This is a genomic window from Streptomyces marianii, from assembly GCF_005795905.1.
GTDB lineage: Bacteria > Actinomycetota > Actinomycetes > Streptomycetales > Streptomycetaceae > Streptomyces > Streptomyces marianii.
The window spans coordinates 1,435,560-1,460,748 of record NZ_VAWE01000001.1; the positions used below are offsets into that span (position 1 = coordinate 1,435,560).

Consider the following 25,189-nt stretch of genomic DNA (forward strand, 5'->3'; position numbering starts at 1 on the left):
CACGCGGTCCTTGTCGACGTCACTCAACTCGATCAGCAGGTCGACGGCCATACGCTGCTCTGCCCCAATCTCGGCGGTGTCGAGGTCAGCGCAAACTATCCAGCTCGGCAAGGCACTTCCCGTCCCGACACGCTTCGAGTAGGACATAAGCGGTAATAGCCATCTAAAGGGACGGGAGCCGGGTCAGGCCTCGGCGGCCTCCGCGTACACCTGGGACAGCTCGGGCGAGCCGTGCACCGCCCAGTCGAGTCCCGCCTCCACCACATTGACCTCACGCCCCGAGGCGAGCCGCACGACGGGGTGGCCGCCAGGCCAGACGTGCCAGGCGGCTCCCCGCACCGTGCGGACGATCACGGTGCCCAGATACAGCCCCGCGTCGTTCCCCAGCCAGGGCAGCTCCTCCGGGTCGTCCCGCCAGCGCGGGGGCAACTGGTCGAGCGCCTCCAACGAGGCAGGGGTGTCATCCAGATCGAGCCCTTGCTGCCCCACCCGTGCCCGCAGCAGCTCGCACTCGGACAGCAACTCCGCCACACCCTCCGGATCGCCCCCGACGGTGGACGCCAGCGGCTGGCTCCGTGCGCTGTCGTGCCGTTTACGCCAGTTGTCCAAGAAAGGGATGTTCATATCGATCAGCCTCGCATTCCCGTGGACGGGCGCACCACTGGGCGCGCGGGCACCGGCCGGAGAGCGCGGCCCGGGGGGCCGGAGATCGGTCAGAGATCGAGGTCGACCACGACGGGGGCATGGTCCGAGGCACCCTTGCCCTTGCGCTCCTCTCGGTCGACGTAGCCGTCCTTGACGGCCTGGGCGAACGGCTCGTTGCCGTACACCAGATCGATGCGCATCCCCCGGTTCTTGGGGAAGCACAGCTGACGGTAGTCCCAGTACGTGAACGGGCGGTCGTACTTCAGCGGGCGCGGCACCACGTCGGCAAGGCCCGCCTCGCGCAGTCCGGCCAGGGCGGCGCGCTCCGGCTCGGTCACATGGGTCATACCCTCGAAGAAGGCCGGATCCCACACGTCGTCGTCGGTCGGCGCGATGTTGTAGTCGCCGAGGACCGCGAACGGGCGGCCCCCCGCCGCGTCCTCCGCGACCGCGGCCTTCAGCGCCTCCAGCCAGGCCAGCTTGTACGCGTAGTGCTCATGGGTGACCTCCCGGCCGTTCGGCACGTACACCGACCAGACGCGGACCGGGCCGCAGGTGGCGCTCAGCGCGCGCGGCTCCTGCACGCCGCCGTACTCCGGGCCGCCGGGAAGGCCCTTCACGACGTCGTCCAGGCCCACCCGGGAGACCACCGCCACGCCGTTCCACCTGCCGTCGGCGTTGACCGCGGACTCGTAGCCGAGCTCCTTCAGGGCGTCCGCGGGGAACTGCTCGGCGGTGCACTTGGTCTCCTGGATGCACAGCACGTCCGTGCCGCTGCTCTCCAGCCAGGCGAGCAGCCGCGGGAGCCGGGCGGTGATCGAATTGACGTTGAAGGTGGCGATGCGCATGCCGCCAAGCCTAACCGCGGGGTCGGACGGTCACGGGCGGACCGGAGCACCCGCCGGGGCCGACCGGAGCGGGCCACGGTCCCGGCCGTCGCCGGGCGGGTGACGCCGGCGGCAGCAGGGCGGGGCCCCGTCGGCCGTCCGGAGGGGGACGGGACCGCCCTCAGAGCTCGGTGGACTCCCCCGAGGCGAGCCGGCGATGCTCGGCGCCGCCCAGGTTCCCGATGTGGGCGTCGTAGAGGGGGCGGGCGAGATCGGTGAGCAGGGCGTCGTGGATGTCGATCGCCAGGTGCGGCTTGACCTCGCGTACGTACTCGATGACCTCCGCGACCTTGTTCCACGGGGCCATCACGGGGAGCATCAGCGTCTCCACCTGCTCGCCGGGGACCGTGAGGGCGTCGCCCGGGTGGAAGACCGATCCGTCCACGAGGAAGCCGACATTGGTGACCCTCGGCAGGTCCGGGTGGATCACGGCGTGCAGTTCGCCGTGCACCTGCACGTCGAAGCCGGCCGCGGTGAAGGCGTCGCCGTCGCCGACGGTGTGCACCCGGCCGGGGAAGCCGCCCGACAGCTGCTCGGCGACGCTGCGGAGGGTCCACACCTCGGTGGCGGGGTCGGCGTCGAGCGCGACGCGGAGCCGTTCCTCGCTGAAGTGGTCCGGGTGCTCGTGCGTGACGAGCAGCGCGTCGGCCCCGGCGGCCGCGTCGACCTCGCTGAAGACGCCGGGATCGACGACGAGGGTCCGGCCGCCCTTCTCCAGGCGGATGCAGGCGTGCGATTTCTTGGTGAGCTTCACGGGGATGACCTTCCTCTCGCATCCGGGCCCCGCACAACGCGGCGCACCCCGTCCCCGAACAGATCTTTCCCCGGCAGGCCCCTGCCCGAACGAGGGGCACCCGCCCCCGGACCGCCCCGGGGGCAGGGAAGGGCGCGGCGTGCACCGCGTCCTCAGTCGCGCGGGGTCGTCTCCTCGCGGATCACCGACTGGGCGACCCGGAAGGCGGCGTTCGCCGCCGGAACGCCGCAGTAGACGCCCGCATGGATGAGGACCTCCCGGATCTCCGTGGGGGTGAGTCCGTTGCGGAGGGCGGCCCGGGTGTGGAAGGCCAGCTCGTCCAGGTGACCGCCCGCGACCAGGGCCGTGAGGGTGACCGCGCTGCGGGTCCTGCGGTCCAGCCCCTCCCGGGTCCAGACCTCGCCCCACACATAGCGCGTGATCAGCTCCTGGAAGTCGGCGGTGAACTCGTCCGCCGCCGCGGTGGCCCAGTCGACGTGCGCGTCGCCGAGCACCGCGCGCCGGACCTTCATGCCCGCCTCGTACGGGTCGGGCCGCACCGCGCCCGAGGGGTGCGGCTGCTCGGCGGCCGGGGCGATCTCCGCGACGGGTGCCACGGGCGCGGAGACGGACGGGACGGAGGGGACGGACTGCGGCACGGGGATCGCGTGGAGAGTGTCCTGCCAGGCCAGGGAGAAGTGCCGCACCAGCAGGTCGGTCACCGCCGCCGGCTGCTCCACGGGCGCGAGGTGCGAGGCGCCGGGCACCAGGGCGAGCCGTGCGTCCGGTATCCCTGCGACCAGCGTGCGCGCCTCGGCGGGCCCGGTCAGCTGGTCGTCGGAACCCACCAGGACCAGCGTCGGCACGCCGACCCGGCCCAGGTCGGCCCGTACGTCGAAGGCCGCCAGCGCCTCGCAGGCGGCGATGTAGCAGCCGGGGTCGGTGGTGCGCACCATCTGCACGGCCCACTCCACGATCGCCGGCTGCGCGGCCGCGAAGCCCGGGGTGAACCAGTGCTCGGGCGCCGTGCGCGCCATCGGGTCCAGACCGTTGGTACGGACGATCACCCCGCGCTGCCGGAACTCGTCGGCGGTGCCGAACCTCGGCGAGGAGGAGACCAGGGCGAGCGACGCGACCCGGTGCGGGACCCGCAGCGCCAGGTCGATGCCGACCGCGCCGCCGACGGAGCAGCCCGCGTAGCCGAACCGCTGGACGCCGAGCTCGTCGAGCGTGGCGACGAGGCGGTCGGCGAGTTCGGTCACCGACCCGGCCGGGTGGGCGGGGGCGCCGCCGTGGCCGGGCAGGTCGAAGCGCAGCACCCGCCACTGCCGTGCCAGTTCCGGCACCTGCCGGTCCCACATGTGCCATGTGGTACCCAGCGAGGGGCTCAGGATCAGGACAGGTGCGTCTTCTGGCCCGTCGAAGCGGTATTGCAGGGTGTTCGGTGGTGTCTCGCTCACCCGTCAGACCCTCTCATCTCTCACGAGATCCCACATGGCCGGTCCCAACCTCGGGGCTCTTGCCCCTCCCACCACAACGGACCCGGCACTGCCGGAGAATGCGGGTCTGCACGATCGTTCGAGGCCAGACCGCCTGCAACCGCGTCCGGCAGACCCTTCGGTCCGTCACAGACGGGCATGAGGACGTCCTCGAAGCCCAATGCCACGGAGTTAAGTGTCCGCTGCGGTCGTCAAGAGGTTGATCTTCACTCAAGCTGCGGACATGGGAACGGGACCTCTGATACAGCGAGGGATCGACCAAGATCTACTTGCCGGAGAGGTCCCGTTGACCGACCAGTGTGCCACTGCTGTGCCTGAACGCCGCAGGCGACAGAATGAACTCCTTTTCGAGCCCGCCCACTTGGGAGATTTAACCCGCTATCTTCCCCCGGAGCTCGTCGACGGGGTGTTGGAGGAAGAACGTGCCGTCGAGCGACGGCTGCGTCGCCTGCCGTCCCGTGTTGGGGTGTACTTCGTCCTGGCGTTGTCCTTGTTCCCGTCACTGGGGTACGCGCGAGTGTGGGACAAGCTGACGGCCGGTATCTCGGGGCGAGGAGGGTCCCGTCCGAGCGAGAAGGCACTGCGTTGCCTGCGGCGGCGTCTTGGTCCCGGTCCGCTGAAGGCGCTGTTCGACGTTGCAGCCGGCCCTCTCGCCCAGCCCACCACGATGGGGGTGCGCTACCGGCGGTGGCGGACCGTGGCTTTCGACGGCTGCAGCGCCGTGAGAGTCCCCGATTCCGAACGGAACCGGGCCTGGCTGGGCAAGGTCCAGGCACGGCTCGGCTGGGCGGGGTATCCGATGCTGCGACTGATGACGTTGTGCGAGACGGGTACGCGCGGCCTGGTCGGTGCCGTCTTCGGTCCGACGAGCGAGTACGAGACCACGTATGCCCGAAGGCTGCTGCCGCTGGTGGACGCCGGGATGCTCGTGCTGGCCGATCGCGGCTTCGACGCGGACGACTTCCTGTCCGAGACCGCGGCGACCGGAGCTCAGTTCGTGGTCCGAGTGACCGCCCGCCGCCGCCCGGCCATCTTGGCGGTGCTGCCGGACGGCTCGTATCTCACGCGGCTGGGGTCGCTGAAGGTACGCGTCATCGACTCGGCGGTCACGATGGTCACTGCGGACGGCACGACGATCCATGAGCAGTACCGGATTGCCACCACGCTGCTGGATCACCGCAGGGACCCCGCCGAGACACTGGTGCGGCTCTACCACGAGCGATGGGAGGCCGAGTCGGCCTACTACGCCCTGCGCCACACCTTGCAGCAGGGGTTCGTACTCCGCTCGCAGGACCCTGCCGGTCTGGAACAGGAGCTGTGGGCTCAGCTGCTCGTCTACCAGCTCCTGCGGATGGCCATGGTCGATGCAGTGGAGTCCCGACCGGGCATCGACGCGGACCGCGCCAGCTTCACCGTGGCTCTGGAAGCGGCACGTGACCAGGTCATTCTCATCAGCGTGAACGATGCCACGACCGCACAGGACGCCTTGGTCGGCCGCATCGGAACAGCTGTGCTCGAGGCCCTGCTGCCGCCACGACGTCCGCGCACCAGCGCCCGATCGGTGAAGTCCGGACGAACGCGTTACCCCCTCCGCCCTGCCGAGCCCAGACCGCGCCAGAGCACAACGATCACCGGCTTGACGGTCACTCTCCGACCGGCCCCCGCAGCCCCGCCCAGCTCCGTGCACGATCGCCGGGAGGACCAGCGCAAGGCTGTCACCGGCTTCAGGCCGATGGGTTCGGGCAACAGGAACAGAGTGTTCCACCTGATGGCGGCCGATCCCGAACGCGCCTGGCGTCCCCGGGAAGTCACCATCGCTCTGGGGATTCATAGCGCGGCAAGCTTCGCGACCCAGATGAGTCAGTGGGCAGCCGAGGGCCTCCTGAAGAAGATCGCCTACGGGACCTACATGCTCGCTGACGAGTGGAAGACGACCAGATTGACGACCGCAGCGGACACTTAACTCCGTGGCATTGCCTCGAAGCCACGGTTCTTCAGCTCGGTGAAGACCTGGAGCGGTGCTTGGCACCCCCGTCGCCGTCACCGGCCCGGATGCCGAGGATGTCGCGGGTGCCGACATCACGTTGACGGCGTCCACGAAGGCCACCGGACAAGCGCGATCGAGCGGACGCGACTGCCGTTCCGCCGTGCCCAAGGCCCTCGGGGGACGGCGAGAGCGCCACCTCGAGAGCCGCGGCCCGCCCACCGGACTTCATGCCCTTCGGGTTGTCTCCCCGGGCCTCGACGGGCCAGGGCGCCTTGGAGCCGGTGGTGTAGTCGCCCGCGGTGGTCGTGGTGACGCCTTCGGGGTCGGCGACCGGTGTGACCGGACGGGGCCGTCAGCGCGGAACGGCCTGCAGGTGGGCCGGGGTGACCCGGTGCAGGTGGATCACGATGTCGTGGGACCGGGAGGGTGCGATGCGGTGGGGGAGGCCCGGGTAGTCCGTGCCGATACTGCGCGCGGGGCGGGGGGCGTCCAGCCAGGTGCGGGCCGCTTCCGGGGCGGTGCGGAGGTCGACGAGGTAGTTCCGGTGGCTCACCCGGTCGAGGAAGTGCTCGTTGCCGCCCTCCGCCGGATCGCCCACGGTGTAGACGCGGGTGGTCCCGTCGGGACCGGTCGCGTTGAAGGAGCCGTGGCCAAAGGTCGTACCGACGCTCACGTAGTCATCACCGAGCCGCTCGTGCAGGAACGCGCCCTGCATGCGCGGATAGCGCGGATCGGAGGAGCGGTACGCGACGTGGTTGTTGTGGGCCGACAGCAGCACCTTGTGGCCCGTCCGCGCCTGCCACCAGGCGACGTTGTCCGCCATGAGCTCGTCGCGGTAGCCCATGGACGTCCTCAGCTGCTCCGGGTCGTCGAAGTCGAAGGCGTACCCCTGGGCGGTCTGTGCGATGGCCCTCGCGTGCTGCACCGTCCAGGCGTGGGCGTCCTCCGTCGCGCCCTCAGGGGTCGGCTGCCGGTCGAGCAGCGACAGGGCGGACGCGGTCCGGGCGGCCATGGCGCGGCGTTCGGCCAGGGGGCGGGTGAGGTAGGTCTTCATGTACGCACCGGCCGAGGTGGTGGGGCGCAGGCCCCGGTACAGCTCGATGAACCGGGGCAGCAGCCCGGGGCGGTACCGGGCCACGTACCGGAGCACCGTGTCGTAGAGCTCGGGCCCGGCGTACGCGAAATCGTCGCCCATGAAGCGCAGCTGGTCCTGCGGGTGGCGGACGTTGTACGCGCGCATCCACTCGATCAGGGCGAGGTACTCCTCCGTGTTCCACCACGCGTACGTGTCCTGGAACTCCTCCCGCATGATGCGCCGCGGATCGCCCTTGCCGGTACGCACGTACGCGTCCACCCGCAGGCCGCCGCTCCAGCTCGTCTCCAGCGCGAAGGTGCGGACGCCCTTGTGCTCCACCAGGTAGCGCAGGACGCGGTGCTTCATGGTGAAGAACTCGTGCGAGCTGTGCGTCGCCTCGCCCAGCCCCACCACCTTCGCGTCGCCCACCATCCGCCCGAGGGGCCTCAGGTCGCCCAGGTCCCCGGAAGGCTCCGTCGTGCGCAGCGGACGGGCGACACGTTCCAGGGCCCGGAGCGCCCGTTGCTCGGGTGGGGGAAGGGTGGCGGCGCTCAGAACGCCCAGGCAGAGCAGCAGTACGAGGACGAGTGCCGACCGGTTGCGAGTCATATGACGAGGTTCCGGTTCCGGCGCGTTTCACGACATCCGACGCGCCCCCGAATCCCCTGGTGGTTGCCCCGACCACGGGCATACGACTAAACCGGAAGGGGCGGCGCCGCATCCATGGCCGTACGGGCGACCCGCTCGGCGGCCGGGACCAGGTAGAAGTGGTCTCCCTCGAAGACGGTGAGGGAGAAGGATCCCGAGGTCGTGGTGCGCCACCCCTCCGCGTCCCGCGGGGTGGCCCGGGCGTCCCGGTCGCCGGTGAAGGCGTGGACGTCGGCGCGCAGCGGCGGCGCGTCGTCGGCCCGGCGGTAGCCGTCGATGAGGTGGTAGTCGTTGCGGATGATCGGGAGGAGCATCTCCCGCAGGTCCGGGTCGGCGAAGACGGCCGCGTTGGTGCCGCCCAGGGACGTGACCTCCTCGACCACTTCCTCGTCCGTTCGTCCGGCCGCGCGCACATCAGCTTCGGGGCTCCGACCGGAGACGCACAGCCGGGTGACGTGGGTGGCGCCGGTCCGCTCGATGCGTAGCAGTGCCTCGTACGCGACGGCCGCGCCCATGCTGTGGCCGAAGAGCACGGTGGGCAGGGGCGACAGGGCCAGCAGCTCCTCGGCGACGGCCGATGCCAGGGGGTCCATCGTCGGGACCAGCGGCTCGCGGCAACGGTTCTCGCGGCCGGGGTACTGGACGGCCAGGAGCTCGACCGCGGGGTCGGTGTGCCGCGCCCAGCCGCGGTAGAAGCTCGCGGCGCCGCCCGCGTGCGGGAAGCACACCAGCCGCCGGGCCGGGTCGGCGGGTGCGGTGAGTCGGGTCAGGGAGGATGAGAGCATGTCAGGGCTCCGATTCTTCAGCCGAGGATGGCCTCGCCCAGCGGGGTGAGGCTGTGAACCGCCGAGTTCTGCCGGCGTTCCGTGGTCACGAATCCGGCGCGGCGCAGGATGGTGAGGTGTTTGCTGGCGGAGGGACTGGATATCCGGAGGCGGTCGGCGACCTGTCCCGTGGACCTGGTCTCCCGTAAGGCCGCGAGGACGTCGGCGCGCGTGCGGCCGAGCAGGGCGCGCAGGGCCGATTCGCCTTCGTGACCCTGCCACAGCGAGGCGGCGGTCTCCGCGTCCGGGGTGATGTTGTAGACGAGGATGGGCAGACCCTGCCAGCCCATGCGGTCGTCGATCAGAATGGGGTGGGACGCGAAGAGCGAGGGCACGAGCGTCATGCCACGGCCGTCCAGGGCGGTGCGCCGGACGGGCTGGGAGTTGACGATGCGGAGCACCGGGGCGTCCCACCGGATGGCGCTGTGCCTGGTGTTGAGGACCTGCTCCATACCGCCCGCGAGCATCGCCCGGCCGCATGCGTCGCGTTCCGCTTTCAGCAGCCGGTGGATACGGTCCCAGTAGGGTTCGACGGCCACCGAGTGGAAGCCGTCCGTATCGCGCGGGAGGAGTGACGTCAGGGTTTCCACGAGCGACTGCGGGGGGTCCATCGCCAGATGCGCGGCGGAAAGTCTGCGCACCCGGTGCCGGGCCGTCCTGCGCCACTCGGAGAGGGCGTCGCGTTGCTGCTCCGCCAGCCGCCCCCAGGCCAGATGCGTTTCGAACGCCATGCCCAGGGTTCCGATGATGCGAATGCGAGCCAAGTCCTCAACGCTGAGGCACAGTTCCAGCACGACGAGGCACCCCCAGTGGTCGCTTCGTGATCATATGAATGCCGGGACGCTCAGCGCCAATCGATCGAGACCTGCAGACTGCTGTAGCCCTGGACCAGGTTCGACCGCATCCAGCGGACCGTCCCTCGCGGCTCGACGCCCCGCGCTTCGGTCGCCAACTGGCTGAGCAGTTCGCGTAGTTCGAGCCGAGCCAGGGCGGCTCCGAGGCAATGGTGCGGCCCGGTGCCGAAGCCGAGGTGACGGTTGGGGGTTCGGCCCGGAACGAAGTGGTGCGGTTCGGGGAAGAGCCGCTCGTCGCGGTTGGCCGCCGACAGCCAGGCCACGACCGCCTGGCCCTCGCGGATCTCCTGACCGCCGATCTCGCAGTCCTCGGTGGCCACGCGCAGTACGTGCGCCGCCGGGGAGGTCCAGCGGACCACCTCCTCGACGGACCGGTCCGTCAGGGCCGGGTCGCAGCGCAGCGCGTCGAGTGTGCCGGGGAATGCCTGGAAGGCGTGGAAGGCGCCGGTGATCGAGTGCCGGGTGGTCTCGTTGCCGCCGATCAGCACGTTGTCGCAGTTGATCAGCACATCCTCCGTGCTCAGCCGGCCGTCGGCGAGGAGCGCGCTCACCAGGTCCGGACCGGGCTCCTTCTGGCGCCGCTCGATCAGTTCGTGGAAATAGAAGAGGATCTCCGCGTGCGCCACTGCCGGCGTCATCTTGTCGAAGCTGCTCTCCTCGCCGCCGAAGGCGTGGTTGGTCAGCTCGATCAGCTGCTCCCGCTCACTGAGGGGTACGCCGAGGACCTCGCACACGACGGCGGCGGGGAGCCGTGGCCCGACGCCGAGTGCGATGTCGGTGGAGTCCTCCGACCTCAGCCGCTCAATGATCTCCTTGACCTCCTGCTGCAGCACCGATTGCAGTTCGGGGGCGCGAAGCCGGGAGAGGAACGGGCCGATGAGGCGCTTGAGAACGGAGTGCCAGCTTCCGTCACTCACCACCAGCATCCGACCGCCCGAGTTGTCCGGGTGCTCGGCGTCGAAGCCGAGCATCATGCCGTACTCGGAGGTGAAGGGAGCCTTGGGGGAAAGGACGGCGGAGACGTCGCTGTGGGAGAAGACCGACCAGAAACCGGACGGGGAGATCCCCGGCTCGCTCCAGACCTTTGCATCCGACCGGATGTACTCCTGCCACATGTCGAAGCGGGCATCGGTGGTGTAGAGATCGGGGTTGGCCAGATCAATTGTCATGGTGAGTTGTCTTTACCTGTCCGTAAGAAGCTGTGGGGTGGGGTGTGGCCCGGCGTGGGCGTCACGCCGTGGCCCTGTCCGGCTCCGGTTGGGTGTCCACCGGTGCTTGCGTGTGTTCGGGTTCCGGCACGTCGCGCATGGCAGGGCTCAGCGACATCAGCAGGGCGATGACCGCCATCACGGCCGTACAGCCCAGCAGTCCGGTGAACCGGCCGGTCAGGTCCAGCAGGATGCCGCCCGCCAGCGGGGCCAACGCGCCGCCCCCGCCGCTGGCGATGGCCGCGACGCTCACGACGCGCCCTCGGTGGCTGTCCGGGGTGAGCAGCAGCTGGTACGTGGTGAAGTACGCGTTCGCCGTGGGCGCGGCGAAGGCGATCGTCCCCAGCAGCACCCCCGGCGTCCAACCGCCCGGTAGCACCGCGATACCCACCGTGAGCAGTACGAACGCCCACAGCACAACGAGGATGGGCAGAGCGCCCGGGAGGACGCGCTGGAGCAGCGGCGCGGCCAGGGCGCCCAGCAGGCCGCCGACGCCCAGCAGTCCGGCCATCAACCCGATGAGTCCGGTGTGCATTCCGCTGGTCTGCGCGGAGGCGATGACGATGAAGTAGATGACGCCGAAGAAGAAGTTCGTCGCCGTCGCGCAGACCAGCCCGACGCGCAGGAACGGGTGGCGTGCGATCCAGCGGACCCCCTCCATCAGCCCCCGCCCGCTGATCTCCGGCCGGTCGGCGGCGGCGCCGGCCGGAGGCTGCCGCTTCAGGAACAGCAGCAGCACCAGCCCGGCGAGGTGTGCCAGGCACCCCACGACGAACGGGAAGGTGCTCTTCACCGCCAGCAGGACCCCGCCGGCGGACGTGCCCGCGAGCTGGCCCGCATACGTCCTCGCCGAGTTCATCGCCACCGCGTCGGAGAGCCGTTCCTCTTCCACCAGGCTCGGGATCATCGCCTCGCCCGTCGCCATCGTCACGGCGGTCGCCGCCCCGTTCACCAGGGCGAGCACTACCAGCGCGGGCAGGGAGACCGCGTCCGTCCACAGCAGAAGGGCGAGCGCGCCGAACACGGCGACCAGCGCAGCCTGGCACCAGAGCATCACGGTCCGGCGGTCGTACCGGTCGGCGACGGCACCGGCCGGCAGCCCGGCGAGGAGCATCGCGGCCGCGTCGACGAAGCCGATGATCCCCGCCTGCGAGGGGGAGCCGGTGAGGGCGAGGACGACCAACGGCAGCACTATCAGCGAGGTGCTGTAGGCGAACTCGCCGAACGCCGAACTCACCCACAGCAGCGTGAACCCGCGCCCGCCGCCGCCCCGCCCCCGGGCCTTGCGCGCCATCAGCCGAGCAGCCGGGAGCGCGACTTCGTCCGCACGTAGGTGCGCCGCAGGTCGCGCACCAGGCTGGTGCGCTTCAGCCAGCGGTCGGTCCCGTCGTAGCGCGGCGTGAACGTGTCCCGGCCGTGGACGGCGCGGTAGTTGTCGATGAACACGGCCTCACCGGGGCTCAGGACGACCCGCTCGGCGGCGACGGCCAGCTGGTCGACGGCCTGGTTCATGGCCCGTTCGGCCTCGGCGTCGCCCGGCACCGGGCTGGTGAAGTCGGCGTCGATCCGCAGATAGGGCGTCTCCTCGGGGCCGAAGAGCACGGACGCCACCTCGTGCGGGCGCTCCTCCAGCGCCGAAGGGTTCTCCGCGGTGTGCTGCGGTACCACGTTGTGGGAGTCGTCCGGGAAGAACCGGAAGCGGTCCTGGTGCAGTACCTGCCGCATCGGCTCGGCGATGTCCACCGACTCGACCAGCGCCACCGTCGTACCCACCACGTCGGGGTTGCGCAGGCACATCAGGGCCACGTAGTCGCCGCGGCAGGAGTGGAACACGTCCTCCGTGTGGAGCGTGAGCTGCTGCTGACTGCTCGCGCTGGTCAGGGAGTTCTCGTGCCCCTTGGACGGGCAGACGTCGTGCACGAGCCGGCCGTTCTGCTGGTTGACCCAGCCGAAGGGGTCACCGAGCACGGACCCGATCAGCAGCAGCACCAGCTCCTCGCGTATCGCGGCACCCTCCTTCTCCGCGACCTGCCAGCTGGGGGGCGTCGGTACGAGGTTCTCGTCGAGCGGGAGGTTCGCCACCACGATGACCGCGTCCTCCGCGCCGCGGGAGGCGACCAGGAAGCGGCGCACGCCCTCCGGCAGCCGCTCCGCCTCGAGGCGGATGCCGTCCGCGTCGTCCAGGGGTGCCCAGACGGGGTGTGCCGCGAGGTACTCGTCCGCGACCCGGGCCAGTTCGTTCTTCTCGTCGTCACTCAGTACGTAGCGAGCCACAACAACAGCCTTTCGATAGGTCAGTCAGTTACCGGCCGCTGCGACGATCTGTCGCAGCGCGGTAGCGAAGCCGTCCACGAGCCGGCGGACGGTGATGGGGGTGTGGGCGGACGGCGCGTACATCCAGTCGATCCGCAGTTCGCCGTCGACGACGGCTGCGACGACGTCGATCAGGTGCGGGCGGGTCTGGCCGGGTGCCTGGTCGGCGCCGAGGCCGTCCAGCCGGTCCCGGATCAGTCCGCTGTCACTCGTGGTGCCGTCCCACTGGCCCAGGTAGTTGAAGCTGATCCGCGGGTGCGGGGCCGCCGCGAGGGCGGTGTGCGCATGGCTGCCGGGCTCGGACAGGTAGCGCAGGGCGCCGTAGCCGAGTCCCCGTCCGGGCAGCTTGCGCAGGGCCTTCTTCACTGCTTTCAGGGCCGTGTCCCAGGGGCCCTCGGGCACGTCGAGGGTGACGGGGTAGATGGTGGTGAACCAGCCGACCGTACGGGAGAGGTCCACGTCGTCGAACAGCTCTTCGCGGCCGTGGCCTTCGAGGGCGACCGTGACGGGCGAGCCCGCCCACTGGTCCAGCACGCGTCCCAGCGCGGCCAGCAGCACGTCGTTGATCTGCGTGCGGAACGCGGCGGGCACCCGCTGCAGCAGTGCTGCCGTCTCCGACCGGTCCAGGACCGCGGACTCCACCGCGAGCTCGCCGTACGTGTTCGGCGCCGGGCCGTCGCACGGGATGTCCACGACGCCGGACGAGGCCTTGCGCCAGTACGCCGTCTCATGGTCGAGGCCGCCGGAGCGGACGAGTTCGGTGAGCCGCCGCGCCCACTGCTGGTAGCTGCTGGACTTGGCGCCCAGATCGGCCTTGCGGCCGTCGGAGAGCTGCCCGTACACGGTGGCAAGGTCCTCCAGGACGACGCGCCAGGACACCCCGTCCATCACCAGGTGATGCACTGCCAGGAACAGCCGGGGCGGGGCCGCCGCGTCCGGCATGCGCAGGAAGACGCCCTTCACCAGACGGCCGCCCCGCAAGTCCAGCGCGTGCTGGGCTTCCAGCGCGGCGGCGTGCAACGCCTGCTCCGGGTGGGGTGCGGCCGCCACATCCCGCACGGTGAGCAGACCGGTGGGGCGCTCGCCGTACTCCTGGGTCCAGTGGCCCGTTCCGTCGTCCGCGTACCGCATACGCAGGGCGTCGTGGTGGGCGACGACCGCCCCCAGGGCACGCTCCAGCACCGCGGGGTCGGTGTCCGGCGCCAGGGTGACGTGGACGGACATCGCGTACTGGTCGGGGTGGGCGGTGTGCTTGTCGAAGAACCACCGCTGGATGGGTGTGAGTTCGACCGCGCCGGACGCCTCGGCCGCGTCATCGCCGTCGGTCCCGCCGGCGTCGGCACGCTGGACGACGGAGGCCAGCTCGGCGACCGTCTGGTGGACGAACATGAGCTTGGTGGTCAGCCGGAGTCCCGCTCGGCGTGCGTGGGAGGTGATCTGGATGGAGAGGATGGAGTCGCCGCCGAGTTCGAAGAAGTTGTCGTGGACACCGACCCTCTCCGCTCCGAGGACGTCGGCCCAGATCGCGGCCAGTGCCTCTTCGGTGTCGTTGCGGGGCGCGGTATACACGGTGCCGGGCCGCTGGGCCCGCACCTCCGGCTCCGGCAGCGAACGGCGGTCGACCTTGCCGCTCGGCGTCAACGGCAACCGCTCCAGCGCCACGAACACGGCAGGGACCATATAGTCGGGCAACAACCCGGACAGGTGAGCACGCAACTCGACGACCGGCAGCTCACCATCGGCCACCACATAGGCGACCAGACGACGGTGACCGTCCGCACCCTCATGCGCGACCACAACACACTCGCGCACCCGATCATGCCCCACGAGCACGGTCTCGATCTCACCGAGCTCGATACGGAAACCACGGACCTTCACCTGCTCATCCGCACGACCCAGATACTCCAACGTGCCATCAGCCCGCCACCGGGCCACATCACCCGAGCGATACATCCGCTCCCCCGGCGCCCCGAACGAGCTGACCGGGAACCGCTCCGCCGTCAAACCCGGACGATGCAGATAACCACGGGCCACACCACCACCGGCGACATGGATCTCACCCGCCACCCCGACGGGCACCGGCTCACCCCGCTCATCGAGCAGAAACACCCGATAACCCGGAAGCGGACGCCCCACCGGCAGACGCCCCCCGGCCGCCACATGCCCGGCACCGATCTCCTGGAACGTCACATGCACCGTCGTCTCGGTGATGCCATACATGTTCACCAAACGCGTCCCGGCCGACGCATACCGCCCGAACCACCCCGACACATGCTTCGGCTCCAACGCCTCCCCACCGAACACCACCCACCGAAGATCCGGCAGAACCGGAGCCGACGACCCAGCCGCCTCCTCCACCAACTCCCGGAACATCGACGGCGTCTGACTCAGAACCGTCACCCGCTCACGACGCAACAGATCCCACATCGCCTCGGGACTACGCGCAGTGTCACCACCCACCACGACCACACGCCCACCAGTCGCCAACGCACCCCACAACTCCCACACGGAGAAGTCGAACGCATACGAATGGAACACCGTCCACACATCGTCCACACCGAAGCCGTACAACGGCTGACAATTGGCCAGCAGATGCAACACCGAACGATGCTCCACCGCAACACCCTTCGGACGACCCGTCGAACCCGACGTATAGATCACATACGCCAGATCCGAAGCCGACACCGACACCTCCGGAGCAGACACCGGAAGACCGGCAACAACCTCCCCCTCGGCATCCAGATCCACCACCCGCACACCCGCGACCGGCAAACCCGACCCCAAACCCCCATGGGTGACCAACAACCCGGCACCCGAGTCCTCCAACATGAACGCCAACCGCTCCGCCGGATACGCCGGATCCAACGGCACATACGCCGCACCCGACTTCAGAATCCCAAGCAGACCCACAACCATCTGCAGACCCCGCTCCACCGACAACGCCACCAGACGCCCCGGACCAGCACCCAACCCCACCAAATGCCAAGCCAGCCGATTCGCCGACTCCTCCAACTCCCGATACGTCAGCGACCCACCCTCAAACACCACAGCCACCGCATCCGGCGACAACACAGCACGCTCAGCCACCCACCCATGAACCGTGCCCTCCCACGCACCCACACCACCCACACCGGACCACTCACCCACCACCCGCTCCCACTCCCCCACCGCAAACATGGGGAGCGCGGAGACGGGCCGGCCGGGGTCGTTCACGGCGGCGCCGAGCAGCGTGTTGAGGTGGTCGCCGAAGCGCGCGATGGTCGACGCGTCGAACAGCTCGCCGCTGTACTCGACGAGGGCCCGCAGTCCTCCCTCGTGCTCCTCGAACTCGATGGTGAGGTCGAACAGCGCGGTGTCCCGCTCCAGCGGGTATTCGCTGACGCGGACGTCGCCGAGGCCGGGGTGCATGCCGGGTGCGTTCTGGAGCACAACCATTGCCTGGACGAGTGGCGTGCGGCTGGTGTCGCGCTGCGGCTGCACGGCCTCCACCAGGCGCTCGAACGGCACGTCCTCGCGGGCGAACGCGTCGAGCACCGTCGACTTCACCTGTCCGAGGAGGGTGTCGAAGGACGCCTCGGGGTCGACTTCCGAGCGCAGCACGACCGTGTTGACCAGGAAGCCGACCAGCTGCTCCAGGCCCCCGCCGCTCCGGCCGGCGGACGCCGTGCCGACGGCGATGTCGCGCTGTCCGGTGTAGCGGGCGAAGACGGCCTTGACGGCCGCGGTCAGCGCCATGAAGAGGCTCGCGTCGTGAGCACTCGCCAGCTTCCTGAGACCCTCGACGGTGGCGGCCGGTACCTCGAAGCCGAGGACCGCGCCCTTGGACGAGCGCACCGCCGGGCGCGGCCGGTCGGTGGGCAGTTCGAGCGGTGTGATGCCGTCGAGGCGTTCACGCCACCAGTCGAGCTGCTCCTCCAGGAGGCCGCCGTCCTCCAGCCGCCCGCGCTGCCAGGCGGCGAAGTCCGGGTACTGGACGGCCACGCGGGGCAGGGCGGACCCGCGGCCCTCGGCGCGGGCCGCGTACAGCTCGCCGAGCTCCCGGGAGGCGACGCCCATGGACCAGCCGTCGGTGACGATGTGATGCATCCCCAGGACGCAAACGTGTTCGTCCGAGCCGAGCCGGACCAGGAGTACGCGGACGAGTGGGCCGTTCCGCAGGTCGTACGGGCGGGCCAGTTCCTCCTGGGCGAGTGCGCGCAGCCGCTGCTCGCTCGTGGCCTCCCCGGCACGCCACTCGGGCTCCAGCACGGGGTGGACGATCTGTACGCCGCGGCCGTCGACCACGTCGAAGGTCGTACGCAGCGCCTCGTGGCGCGCCACCAGGTCGCCGACCGCAGCGCGGAGCGCGTCCGCGTCGAGGGGACCGGACAGCCGCATGCCCACGGCGGAGTGGTATTCGGTGCCGCCCTCGTTGAAGTCCTCCAGGAACCACAGACGCTGCTGGCCGAAGGACATGGGCAGCAGGCCGTCGCGCGGCACGGCCGGGATCGCCGGGCCGTCGGCCGGCTCGTCCGGCACGACGGCGGCCGCGAGTTCGGCGACCGTCGGGGCCTCGAAGAGCAGCCGTGGCGAGAGACGCGTGCCGAGCGCTCGGCGTGCGTGGGAGGTGATCTGGATGGAGAGGATGGAGTCGCCGCCGAGTTCGAAGAAGTTGTCGTGGACACCGACCCTCTCCGCTCCGAGGACGTCGGCCCAGATCGCGGCCAGTGCCTCTTCGGTGTCGTTGCGGGGCGCGGTGTACACGGTGCCGGGCCGCTGGGCCCGCACCTCCGGCTCCGGCAGCGAACGGCGGTCGACCTTGCCGCTCGGCGTCAACGGCAACCGCTCCAGCGCCACGAACACGGCAGGGACCATATAGTCGGGCAACAACCCGGACAGGTGAGCACGCAACTCGACGACCGGCAGCTCACCATCGGCCACCACATAGGCGACCAGACGACGGTGACCGTCCGCACCCTCATGCGCGACCACAACACACTCGCGCACCCGATCATGCCCCACGAGCACGGTCTCGATCTCACCGAGCTCGATACGGAAACCACGGACCTTCACCTGCTCATCCGCACGACCCAGATACTCCAACGTGCCATCAGCCCGCCACCGGGCCACATCACCCGAGCGATACATCCGCTCCCCCGGCGCCCCGAACGAGCTGACCGGGAACCGCTCCGCCGTCAAACCCGGACGATGCAGATAACCACGGGCCACACCACCACCGGCGACATGGATCTCACCCGCCACCCCGACGGGCACCGGCTCACCCCGCTCATCGAGCAGAAACACCCGATAACCCGGAAGCGGACGCCCCACCGGCAGACGCCCCCCGGCCGCCACATGCCCGGCACCGATCTCCTGGAACGTCACATGCACCGTCGTCTCGGTGATGCCATACATGTTCACCAAACGCGTCCCGGCCGACGCATACCGCCCGAACCACCCCGACACATGCTTCGGCTCCAACGCCTCCCCACCGAACACCACCCACCGAAGATCCGGCAGAACCGGAGCCGACGACCCAGCCGCCTCCTCCACCAACTCCCGGAACATCGACGGCGTCTGACTCAGAACCGTCACCCGCTCACGACGCAACAGATCCCACATCGCCTCGGGACTACGCGCAGTGTCACCACCCACCACGACCACACGCCCACCAGTCGCCAACGCACCCCACAACTCCCACACGGAGAAGTCGAACGCATACGAATGGAACACCGTCCACACATCGTCCACACCGAAGCCGTACAACGGCTGACAATTGGCCAGCAGATGCAACACCGAACGATGCTCCACCGCAACACCCTTCGGACGACCCGTCGAACCCGACGTATAGATCACATACGCCAGATCCGAAGCCGACACCGACACCTCCGGAGCAGACACCGGAAGACCGGCAACAACCTCCCCCTCGGCATCCAGATCCACCACCCGCACACCCGCGACCGGCAAACCCGACCCCAAACCCCCATGGGTGACCAACAACCCGGCACCCGAGTCCTCCAACATGAACGCCAACCGCTCCGCCGGATACGCCGGATCCAACGGCACATACGCCGCACCCGACTTCAGAATCCCAAGCAGACCCACAACCATCTGCAGACCCCGCTCCACCGACAACGCCACCAGACGCCCCGGACCAGCACCCAACCCCACCAAATGCCAAGCCAGCCGATTCGCCGACTCCTCCAACTCCCGATACGTCAGCGACCCACCCTCAAACACCACAGCCACCGCATCCGGCGACAACACAGCACGCTCAGCCACCCACCCATGAACCGTGCCCTCCCACGCACCCACACCACCCACACCGGACCACTCACCCACCACCCGCTCCCACTCCCCCACCGCAAACATGGAAACGGCCGACACCGGCTGCTCGGGTGCCTCGGCCATGCCGGTGAGCACGGCGTTCAGGTGCGCGGCGATGCGCTCGACGGTGGACGCGTCGAACAGCTCGGGGTCGTAGGCGAGGGCGTACGCGAGTTCCTCGCCGGCGTAGGCGACGAGGTTCAGGGGGAAGTTGGTGACGTCGGCGCCTTCGAGGCCGTGCAGACGGACGCCGTCGTCGGCGTGTCCGGTGTCCCCGTCGACGGGGAAGTTCTCGAAGGCGACCAGGCTGTCGAAGAGGTTGGTGCCGCGCTCGACGGGGCTCCAGCCCTGGATGCGGGGCAGCGGCACGTACTCGTACTGCCGTGCCTCGACCTGGGCCTGCTGCACGCGGGCGAGCCACTCGCCGACCGGCGCGTCACCGTCGATCCCGACGCGCACCGGGAGGGTGTTGATGAGCATGCCGACCATGGAGTCCCCGCCCGGCAGGTCGGCGGGGCGCCCGGAGACGGTGGCCCCGAACACGACGTCGTGTTCACCCGCGTACCGGGACAGCAGCAGGGCCCAGGCGCCCTGCACCACCGCGTTGACGGTCAGCCGATGGGCGCGGGCGAATCCGTAGAGCCGTCGCGAGGCATCGGCGGAGAGCCGGGTCACCAGCCGCTCGGCGGACTGCGCGCGGTGCGTGGCGGTGGGACGGCGGTCGTAGGGAAGCGCCGTCGGCTCGTCGAAACCGTCGAGCAGGGCGCGCCAGTACGCCTCCGCCTCGGTCAGGTCCTGTCGTTCCAGCCACTCCACGTAGGCGCTGAAGGGGCGCCGCGCGGGCAGGGCTGGCTGCTCGCCGGCGAGCACCGCCCGGTAGGCCGTGGTCAGCTCGTCGAGCATCTGGAAAGTGCTCCAGCCGTCCAGCACCACGTGGTGGGAGGTACGCACCACCCGAACGGAGGTGTCGGACGTACGGGCGATGGCGATCCGCATCAGCGGGGCGGCGGACAGATCGATGCCGCGTGCCCGGTCCTCCGCCAGGTGGCGCTCCAGCGCGCGGGCCTGCCCGTCGGCGGTCAGGTCGCGCCAGTCGAGGTGGACGACCGGCGGCTCGGCGTGTGTGCGCACCACCAGCAGCGGGCGGTCCACCTGCTCCCACACGACGGCGCCGCGCAGGATCTCCAGGTGGTCGGTGACGTGCTGCCACGCCCGTTCCAGGAGCTCCGGTTCCCTGACTCCGTCCAGGACGAAGCTCGTCTGCTCGAAGTAGGCGCCGGACCCGGGCTCGGCGAGGGTGTGGAAGAGCATGCCGCTCTGCATGGGCGTGAGCGGGTAGACGTCCTCGACGTCCCGGCCGTCACCGGCGATCCGGTCCACCGCGGCCTGGTCCAGGCCGGCGAGCGGGAAGTCGGACGGCGTCGCACCACCGCTGGCCGGGTCCTGGCAGTGCTCCAACAGGGCGCGCAGCGCCGTCAGATGCTCGTGCGCCACCCGCTCCACGGTGGACCGGTCGAAGACCTCGCCGGAGAAGATCCATGTGAAGCCGAGGCTGCCGTCCTCCACCATGCCGACGACGTCGAGGAGGTACGGGCGGGGCTCGTCCGGGGCGTGGTCGTGGCCGAGGGCGGGGAGGCGGTCGCGGATCAGGCCGTCCCGGGTGGTGGTGCCGTCCCACTGGCCGAGGTAGTTGAAGCTGATCGGCGGCAGCCGGTCGTCGCGCAGCGCGTGGCCCGGGGTGCCGGCCGGGGAGAGGAACCGCAGGGCGTCGTAGCCGAGGCCGCGCCCAGGGACGGCACGCAGCTGCTCCTTGACGGACTTGACCGTCTCGCCCCAGGCCCGTCCGGCGGGGAGGGTGAGGGCGACCGGGAAGTGGGTGGTGTACCAGCCGACGGTGCGGGACAGGTCGAGGTCGTCGAAGATCTCCTCGCGGCCGTGTCCCTCCAGGCCGAGGACCAGGCGGTCAGCGCCGGTCCAGTCGGCGAGGGTGCGGCTGAGTGCGGTGACGAGGACGTCGTTGATCTGGGTGCGGTACACCGACGGGACGCGGTGGAGCAGCGCCGCGGTCTCCTCGTGGCCCAGGCGTACCTCGACGGTCTGCTCGGCGGCGGTGACGTTGCGGCCGGCCGGGTGGTCCACGGGGAGGGCCGGTGCGTTGTCGGGGTCGACGGAGCGCCAGTGGTCGACCTCGTGGTCGAGGCCGCCGTCGCGGACGTGCGCGGTGAGGTGCTGGGCCCACTGCTGGTAGCTGCTGGTCTTCGCACCGAGGTCGGCGGGGCGGCCGTGGGCGAGCTGCTCGTAGGCGGTGGCCAGGTCCTCCAGGACGACGCGCCAGGACACCCCGTCCATGACGATGTGGTGGACTGCCAGGAACAGGCGGGAGGTCTCGCCGTCGCCGAACCGGATGTGAACACCCTTGACCAGGGTTCCGGTGGACAGGTCGAGGGAGCGCTGGGCGTCCAGGGCTGCGTCGTTCAGGGCCCGGTCGACGTCTTCGGCGTCTGTGATGTCGCGGACGGTGAGGAGGCCGGTGGGCCGGTCGCCGTACTCCTGGATCCACTCGGTGCCCTGGCGGGTGTAGCGCATACGCAGGGCGTCGTGGTGGGTGACCACCGCGTCGAGCGCCCTCTCCAGCAGCGCGGTGTCCGTGCCGGGGGCGAGCCCGAGGTGCACCGACATCGCGTAGTGGTGGGGGTCGACGGTGTGTTCGGTGAAGAACCAGTTCTGGATCGGTGTCAGTTCGGCACGTCCCGAGACCTCCGCCGGTGCGGCGGCGGAGGGCCGCTCGGCAGTGTCCACGACTCCCGCGAGGGCGGCGATGCTCTGGTGGAGGAACAGCAGTTTCGAGGTGAGGTGGAGTCCGGCCCGGCGGGCACGGGAGACGACCTGGATGGACAGGATCGAGTCCCCGCCCAGGTCGAAGAAGTTGTCGTGGACACCGACCTTCTCCACCCCGAGGACGTCCGCCCAGACGGCGGCGAGGATCTCCTCCGTCCCGTCGCGCGGCGCGGTGTAATCCGAACCGGGCCCACCCGCCCGGACCTCGGGCTCGGGCAGGGCCCGCCGGTCCACCTTGCCGCTCGGAGTGAGCGGCAGCCCCTCCAGCGACACGAACAACGCGGGCACCATGTAGTCCGGCAGCGTGCCGGCGAGGTGGGAGCGCAGGTCGGAGGTCCGTGCCTCGGCCCCGGCGCCATCGGTCACAACGTACGCCACCAGGCGCCGCCGGCCGGAGTCCTCCTGCCGGGCCAGGACCACCGCGTCCCGCACGTCCGGGTGGGTGAGAAGGGCGCTCTCCACCTCGCCGAGCTCGATGCGGAAGCCGCGGATCTTCACCTGGTCGTCTGCACGACCCAGGAACTCCAGTTCCCCGCCGGCCGGCCTTCGGGCCCGGTCGCCGGTGCGGTACAGCCGGTCACCGGGCACGAAGGGGCTGTCGACGAACCGCTCGGCGGTCAGGTCGGGCCGCCCGTGGTAGCCGCGGGCGACGCCGTCGCCGCCGATCCAGATCTCGCCCGGCACGCCCGGCGGGACAAGGTTCATGTGCGTGTCCAGGACGTAGACGCGGGTGTTGGGCAGCGGGCGGCCGATGGGCACGTACACGCTTCCGCCCAGGTTCTCCTCGTTCGGCACGAAGACGGTCGAGTCGATGGTGGCCTCGGTGCCGCCGTAGGCGTTGACGACGACGCAGTCGCGCCGGATCCGGCGCAGCAGCGTACGGCAGTCCTCGACACGCCAGCCCTCGGAGCCCACGGAGATCAGCCGCAGCGGCGGGAAGTCCTCGCCGCGGCGCTCGACTTCCTGCAGGACTGCGTTGAGCAGCGACGGGACGATCTCCAGGCCGGTGGCGCCGGTTTCGGCGATCAGGTCGAGCAGCGCCGGGGGTTCCGTCGTGACGTCCTTCGACGCGATGATCAGCGCCCCGCCGAAAGGCAGGGAGCGGATGAGGTCGGCGAAGAAGAGGTCGACGGAGAGGCTGGACACCGACAGGAAGCGCGGCTTCAGGTCCTCGAGACCGTACCGCTCGTCCCAGGCGGCGAGGATGTGCCGAACGTTGCGGTGCTCGACGGCGACACCCTTGGGGTTGCCCGTGGAACCCGAGGTGTAGATGACGTACGCCAGGTCGTGCGGGGCGACGGTGGTCGACGGCGGGCTGACGGGCATCCGTCCGATCGCGTCCCGCTCCGTGTCCAGTTCCACGATCCGCAGGCCGTCGGCGGCAGGCAGGCGGTCGCGGACCGCGGACTCGCCGACGACGATCCGGGCGCCTGAGTCCGCCAGCATGTACGCGAGCCGGTCGTCCGGGAAGGACGGGTCGAGCGGGACGTAGGCGGCGCCCGTCCGGAGGATGCCGAGGAGGCCGACCGCCATGGCGGAGCCGCGCTCGACGCTCAGGCCGACCAGGGAGCCGGGGCCGGCGCCCAGGGCGACCAGGTGGTGGGCGAGCCGGTTGGCGCGCTCGTTCAGCTCCCCGTGGGTGAGTGTGGCGTCGTCGGCGATCACCGCGACCGCGTCGGGCGTACGGGCGGCCTGGGCGGCCAGCCGCTCGTGAATGAGCGTGTCGTCGCCGGAGGTCAGTTCGGTGGCATTCCACTCGGTGGCGACCAGCCGGTGCTCGTCCTCGGTGAGCAGCGGGAGCGTGGCCACGGCCCGGTCCGGGTCGGCGATCGCGCCGGCGAGCAGGACGCCCAGGTGGCCGCTCATCCTGGCGACGGTGCGCTCGTCGAAGAGTTCGGTGGCGTACTCGACCAGGCCGTGCAGGCGCCCGTCCCGCTCCTCGAACTCGAAGGTGAGGTCGAACAGCGAGGCGTCCCGGTCGAGTGGGTACGGGGAGACGGTCGCGCCGGACAGCGCCAGGGTGTCGGCCGGCGTGTTCTGCAGGACGACCATGGCCTGGACGAGCGCGGTGCGGCTGGGGTCGCGCTCCGGCTGGACGGCCTCGACGAGCTTGTCGAAGGGAACGTCCTCGTGGGCGAACGCGTCGAGGACGGTGTCCTTGACCCGGGCCAGCAGCTCGGTGAAGGTCAGCCCGGGGGCTGCCTGGGTGCGCAGGACGACGGTGTTGACGAGGAAGCCGACGAGCTGTTCCAGGTCCTTGTGGCCGCGCGCGGCGGACGAGGTGCCGACGGCGATGTCCTCCTGGTCCGACCAGCGGGCGAAGACCGCCTTCACGGCCGCGGTCAGCACCATGAAGAGCGTCGCGCCCTGCTCGCGGGCCAGCTTCTTGACGCCTGCGAGGATGTCGGCGGGCAGTTCGAAGCCGTACACCGCTCCGGCGGAGGAGCGCGCGGCGGGCCGGGGCCGGTCGGTGGGCAGCTCCAGCGGGGTGATCCCCTTCAGCCGATCCCGCCACCAGGCGAGCTGCCGGTCGAGCAGTTCGCCGTCCTCCAGCCGCCCGCGCTGCCAGGCCGCGAAGTCCGGGTACTGGACGGCGACCTCGGGCAGGCGGGCCGGGCGCCCCTCGGTCCGGGCCGTGTACAGCTCGCCCAACTCGCGGGCGATGACGCCCATGGACCAGCCGTCGGTGACGATGTGATGCATCCCCAGGACGCAGACGTGCTCGTCGTCGGTGAGGCGGACGAGCAGGACACGGACCAGCGGGCCCGTCGTCAGGTCGTACGGGCGCGCCATCTCCGCCCGTACGGCGTCCCTGACGTCGTCCTCGCCGTCGGCGTCGGCCGTCACCCAGTCGGGGTCGAGCCGGTCGTGGACGATCTGCACGCCCACGCCGTCCAGGGAGCCGAACGTCGTCCGCAGCGCCTCATGGCGGGCGGTCAGGTCCCGGACGGCGGCGCGCAGCACGTCCGCGTCGAGCGGCCCGCTGATCCGCACGGGCAGCGCCGAGTGGTAGTCGGCGCTCTCCGGCTCGAAGTCCTCCAGGAACCACAGGCGCTGCTGCCCGAAGGACATCAGCAGGTCGCCGTCGCGCGCGACCGCGGGCACCAGGGGCGCGGCGGTGGCCGTGGCGGCTCCGCCCCGGCCGGCCAGGCGCTCGGCGAGCACCTCTCGGAGTCGTTCGGGCAGGGCGGCTGTCCGGTCCGCGCGGGAAGACGGCGTGTTCATTGGAAGGATCCCCCAGGGGAGTGCGTTCGGCGGGTCGGGGAGACGTCCCCCGGCGGTGGTGTCCGGAGCGGTTGCTGCCCGGTCGGTGGTGACGGGACGCCGGCACCGGGTCGATGACGACCGCGTGCTCCCTGGCCGGCGCCCGGG

The 25,189-nt window shown here is 70.4% G+C and carries 12 protein-coding genes; 1 reads left to right on the forward strand and 11 read right to left on the reverse strand.

Annotated features, from left to right (window positions below):
- Positions 1-183: 183 nt before the first annotated feature.
- From FEF34_RS06495 to pcaDC, 4 genes are all read right to left on the reverse strand, one after another.
- Entirely contained in the window at positions 184-624 is a 441-nt protein-coding gene (locus FEF34_RS06495) for a DUF6278 family protein (protein WP_138052270.1), read from the reverse strand.
- Positions 625-713: 89 nt separating this feature from the next.
- Positions 714-1,493 carry an exodeoxyribonuclease III gene (locus tag FEF34_RS06500; protein ID WP_138052271.1) on the reverse strand — a complete coding sequence of 260 codons (780 nt, stop codon included), beginning with the start codon at positions 1,491-1,493 and terminating at the stop codon, positions 714-716.
- A gap of 160 nt (positions 1,494-1,653) precedes the next feature.
- Positions 1,654-2,286: an MBL fold metallo-hydrolase gene (locus tag FEF34_RS06505; protein ID WP_138052272.1), complete on the reverse strand. Its 633-nt coding sequence runs from the start codon at positions 2,284-2,286 to the stop codon at positions 1,654-1,656.
- A 152-nt stretch (positions 2,287-2,438) separates the two neighbouring features.
- Positions 2,439-3,725: a bifunctional 3-oxoadipate enol-lactonase/4-carboxymuconolactone decarboxylase PcaDC gene (gene pcaDC, locus FEF34_RS06510; RefSeq protein WP_138052273.1), complete on the reverse strand. Its 1,287-nt coding sequence runs from the start codon at positions 3,723-3,725 to the stop codon at positions 2,439-2,441.
- A gap of 400 nt (positions 3,726-4,125) precedes the next feature.
- Here pcaDC and FEF34_RS06515 point away from each other — a divergent pair, with 400 nt between their 5' ends.
- Positions 4,126-5,727 carry an IS4 family transposase gene (locus FEF34_RS06515; RefSeq protein ID WP_234042296.1) on the forward strand — a complete coding sequence of 534 codons (1,602 nt, stop codon included), beginning with the start codon at positions 4,126-4,128 and terminating at the stop codon, positions 5,725-5,727.
- A gap of 376 nt (positions 5,728-6,103) precedes the next feature.
- On the opposite strand, the gene FEF34_RS06520 is transcribed toward FEF34_RS06515, so the two are convergent.
- From FEF34_RS06520 to FEF34_RS06550, 7 genes are all read right to left on the reverse strand, one after another.
- A complete protein-coding gene (locus FEF34_RS06520; protein WP_138052274.1) occupies positions 6,104-7,435 on the reverse strand; it encodes an erythromycin esterase family protein in 1,332 nt (443 codons plus the stop codon).
- An 86-nt stretch (positions 7,436-7,521) separates the two neighbouring features.
- Complete coding sequence (locus FEF34_RS06525; RefSeq protein ID WP_138052275.1) at positions 7,522-8,259, reverse strand: thioesterase II family protein; 738 nt, start codon at positions 8,257-8,259, stop codon at positions 7,522-7,524.
- 17 nt (positions 8,260-8,276) lie between these two features.
- Entirely contained in the window at positions 8,277-9,062 is a 786-nt protein-coding gene (locus FEF34_RS42635) for a winged helix-turn-helix domain-containing protein (protein WP_234042297.1), read from the reverse strand.
- A gap of 80 nt (positions 9,063-9,142) precedes the next feature.
- Positions 9,143-10,321 carry a cytochrome P450 gene (locus FEF34_RS06535; protein ID WP_138052276.1) on the reverse strand — a complete coding sequence of 393 codons (1,179 nt, stop codon included), beginning with the start codon at positions 10,319-10,321 and terminating at the stop codon, positions 9,143-9,145.
- Between the two features lie 61 nt (positions 10,322-10,382).
- On the reverse strand, positions 10,383-11,654 hold the full coding sequence (locus tag FEF34_RS06540) for an MFS transporter (protein WP_234042298.1): 1,272 nt from the start codon (positions 11,652-11,654) through the stop codon (positions 10,383-10,385).
- Entirely contained in the window at positions 11,654-12,634 is a 981-nt protein-coding gene (locus FEF34_RS06545) for a TauD/TfdA family dioxygenase (RefSeq protein ID WP_234042299.1), read from the reverse strand. Before FEF34_RS06545 ends, FEF34_RS06540 begins: the two co-directional genes overlap by 1 nt.
- A gap of 24 nt (positions 12,635-12,658) precedes the next feature.
- Positions 12,659-25,042: a non-ribosomal peptide synthetase gene (locus tag FEF34_RS06550; RefSeq protein ID WP_138052277.1), complete on the reverse strand. Its 12,384-nt coding sequence runs from the start codon at positions 25,040-25,042 to the stop codon at positions 12,659-12,661.
- Positions 25,043-25,189: the final 147 nt, after the last annotated feature.